The 2,778-nt window shown below is 67.0% G+C and carries 4 protein-coding genes; 2 read left to right on the top strand and 2 right to left on the bottom strand.

What is annotated here, in order from left to right; translation table 11 throughout:
• The first annotated feature begins 20 nt into the window (after positions 1 to 20).
• Complete coding sequence (locus RMO30_RS05845) at positions 21 to 509, top strand: peroxiredoxin (protein ID WP_397427902.1); 489 nt, start codon at positions 21 to 23, stop codon at positions 507 to 509.
• Here the strand turns inward: RMO30_RS05845 and RMO30_RS05840 are convergent.
• Complete coding sequence (locus RMO30_RS05840) at positions 484 to 846, bottom strand: hypothetical protein (RefSeq protein ID WP_309710680.1); 363 nt, start codon at positions 844 to 846, stop codon at positions 484 to 486. The two genes, RMO30_RS05845 and RMO30_RS05840, sit on opposite strands and share 26 nt — an antisense overlap.
• A gap of 237 nt (positions 847 to 1,083) precedes the next feature.
• On the opposite strand from RMO30_RS05840, the gene RMO30_RS05835 reads away from it, so the two are divergent.
• Positions 1,084 to 1,332, top strand: a complete 249-nt coding sequence (locus tag RMO30_RS05835; RefSeq protein WP_309710677.1) for a WhiB family transcriptional regulator — start codon at positions 1,084 to 1,086, stop codon at positions 1,330 to 1,332.
• A 90-nt stretch (positions 1,333 to 1,422) separates the two neighbouring features.
• Here RMO30_RS05835 and RMO30_RS05830 read toward each other — a convergent pair.
• Positions 1,423 to 2,778: histidine kinase N-terminal domain-containing protein (locus tag RMO30_RS05830; RefSeq protein WP_309710675.1), on the bottom strand; the 1,356-nt coding region annotated here is incomplete at its 5' end.

Genomic DNA, 2,778 nt, shown 5'->3' with positions numbered 1-2,778 from the left:
GGCCGAGGGACAACGATAGCATGACGGCCGTGAGTGATCTCGTGCGTCTCGAAGCGGGTTCGCTCGCCCCCGACTTCACCCTTCCCGACCAGTTCGGCCAGCCGTTCACGCTGTCGGGCAACCGCGGGTCGAAGACCATCGTGTACTTCTACGGCGAGGCCGGAACCCCCGCCTGCACCGGCCAGGCGTGCGACTTCCGCGACCGGATGGAGGTCTTCGAACAGGCCGGGTACCGGGTCGTCGGCATCTCCCGCGACGAGCCGCGGGTCAACGCGGGATTCGCCCGTGACGAGAAGTTGCCACAGGTCATCCTGAGCGATCCGACGCGCGAGGTGCACGCGTTGTACGGCACCTTCGGCGAGAAGCAGCTCTACGGGCGGACGGTGACCGGGGTCATCCGGGCGACCTTCATCCTCGACGAAGCCGGCCGCATCGAGATGCCGCTCTACAACATCAAAGCAACCGGGCACGTGGCGATGCTGCTCAAGAAACTTCGTCTCGACCGCTGAGCCAGGTGGCCGTCGGCCGAGCGACGGCGAGCACGAAGCCGAGCACGGCGACGATGATGAGCGGCCAGCCCCACCCGGGTTGCGCGAACGCCCCCTGCAGGGCACCGACTCCGATCGCGAAAAGCAGCACCTGGAAGACCACCGCAGCGGCCCGCACCCAGGCCCGCCCGCGCCAGATGCCGAGCAGCACGGCGCCGAGAACGACCACGACCAGACCGGCGAGCACAACCAGCGCGATCGCGGTCGCGAACGAGGCCGGCGGCTTGGTCAACACCTCAAGAAGAAGCAGGATGCCGAGGGCGAGAACGCCCGCGAACTCGGCCGCGACGACGACCATCAGCGTCCAGACGGTAGCCGGACGGTGACGGGGAGCTGAAGGATCACCTATTGATTCGATGCTCCAAGTATGAAACCCTTACCAACGGTTGATGTGACGCCTACAGAGTCGTAGGTGAGTCCGGAAGGCCCAATTTTCCCCAAACTTTCCGTTCTCACTTCGACCATGCGCGAAAGTGCTTCACCAAGCAAATCCGATTCGCGTCACGCGTCAGCAGCAACAAAAGGAGCACCACCCATGGATTGGCGTGACAAGGCCGCCTGTCTCACCGCAGACCCGGAACTCTTCTTCCCGGTCGGCAACACCGGACCCGCCGTCGACCAGATCGACAAAGCCAAGGCAGTGTGCGGACGATGCTCCGTCACCGAGCAGTGCCTGCAGTACGCCCTCGAGACCAACCAGGACTCCGGCGTCTGGGGTGGCCTCAGCGAAGACGAACGTCGCGCCCTGAAGCGCCGCGCCGCTCGCGCCCGCCGCGCCAGCTGACGTCCGCTTAGATCCAGCCCGACGCGCTCAGACCCACTTCGAAGTGGGTCCAGGTGCGCCGAGATGGATCTAGGTGACGAGTTTCGCGGGTCAGACTCGCGTCAGCCAGAGCAGCGGCACATCGATCGTGACCTCGGTGCCCTCACCCTCCAGGGTGTGCCAGTCGATCGTGCCGCCGAGTTCACCCTGAATGAGGGTGCGCACGATCTGCGTGCCGAGGCCTGACCCGACCTTCCCCTCCGGAAGCCCGCCCCCGTTGTCGCGCACCCGGATCCTCAGGTGCTCGTTCTTGCGTTTCGCCGAGATCTCGACCTCACCGTCGGCTCGACCGGCTAGCCCGTGCTCGACCGCGTTTGTCACGAGTTCGGTCAGCGCGAGCGCGAGCGGCGTCGCGTAGGCGCTCGGCAGGGTGCCGAAGGTGCCGGTCTTGATCGGATGCACGGTCGTGTTGTGGCTCGACGCGACCTCCGCGACGAGCAGCAGCACTCGGTCGAACACCTCGTCGAAGTCGACGATCTGGTCGAGCCCCTCGCTCAGGGTGTCGTGAACGACGGCGATCGCCGCGACCCGGCGCATGGCCTGGTTGAGGGCATCCTTCGAGTCGTCGCTGCGCGCACGGCGGGCCTGGATGCGCAGCAGCGAGGCCACCGTCTGCAGGTTGTTCTTCACCCGGTGGTGGATCTCGCGGATCGTCGCGTCTTTGGTGATGAGCTCCTGCTCCTGGTGGCGCACCTCGGTGACGTCACGCACGAACACCGCGGCGCCGACGCGCGCGCCGCGGTACTTGATCGGGATGGTGCGCAATGTCACGGTGACCCCGCGGGCCTCGATGTCAGCGCGCCACGGCGCCCGCCCCGAGACCACGAGGGGCAGCGACTCGTCAACGTGTTGCTTGTTGCCGAGCAGCCCGGTGGTCACTTCGGCGAGCGACTCCCCCTCGAGTTCGCCCTGGAACCCCATGCGGTTGAACGCCGACAGACCGTTCGGGCTCGCGAAGGTCACGATGCCGTCGACGTCGAGGCGGATGAGTCCGTCGGATGCGCGTGGGGCGCCACGCCGCGGCATCGTCGGCGCCGAGAGGTCGGGGAAGTCGCCGGTCGCGATCATCCCGAAGATGTCGTTCGCGCACTGGTTGAAGGTGAGTTCTTGGCGGCTCGGCGTGCGCGCCTCGCTCAGATTGCTGTGTCGGGTGAGCACCGCGATGGGGTTCTCGGTGACGGCCTGGCCGCTCGGCGCGAGCCGTCTCACCACGGGCACCGCGCGCACCCGCGTCGGCGTCTCCTCATACCAGTCGGGCGCCGCGGTGTCGACGATCTGCGAAGTCTCGAACGCCTCGGTGACCTGCTGCTTCCACTCCGGCTTGATCTGCTGCCCGACGAAGTCGCGGTAGAAGAGCGTCGCGGCGGATGACGGCCGCGCGTGGGCGACGGCGACGAAACCGCCGTC

Source organism: Pseudolysinimonas sp., from assembly GCF_031389465.1.
In the GTDB taxonomy this organism is placed as follows: Bacteria; Actinomycetota; Actinomycetes; order Actinomycetales; family Microbacteriaceae; genus Pseudolysinimonas_A.
This window is presented reverse-complemented; position numbering and strand designations above follow the sequence as displayed.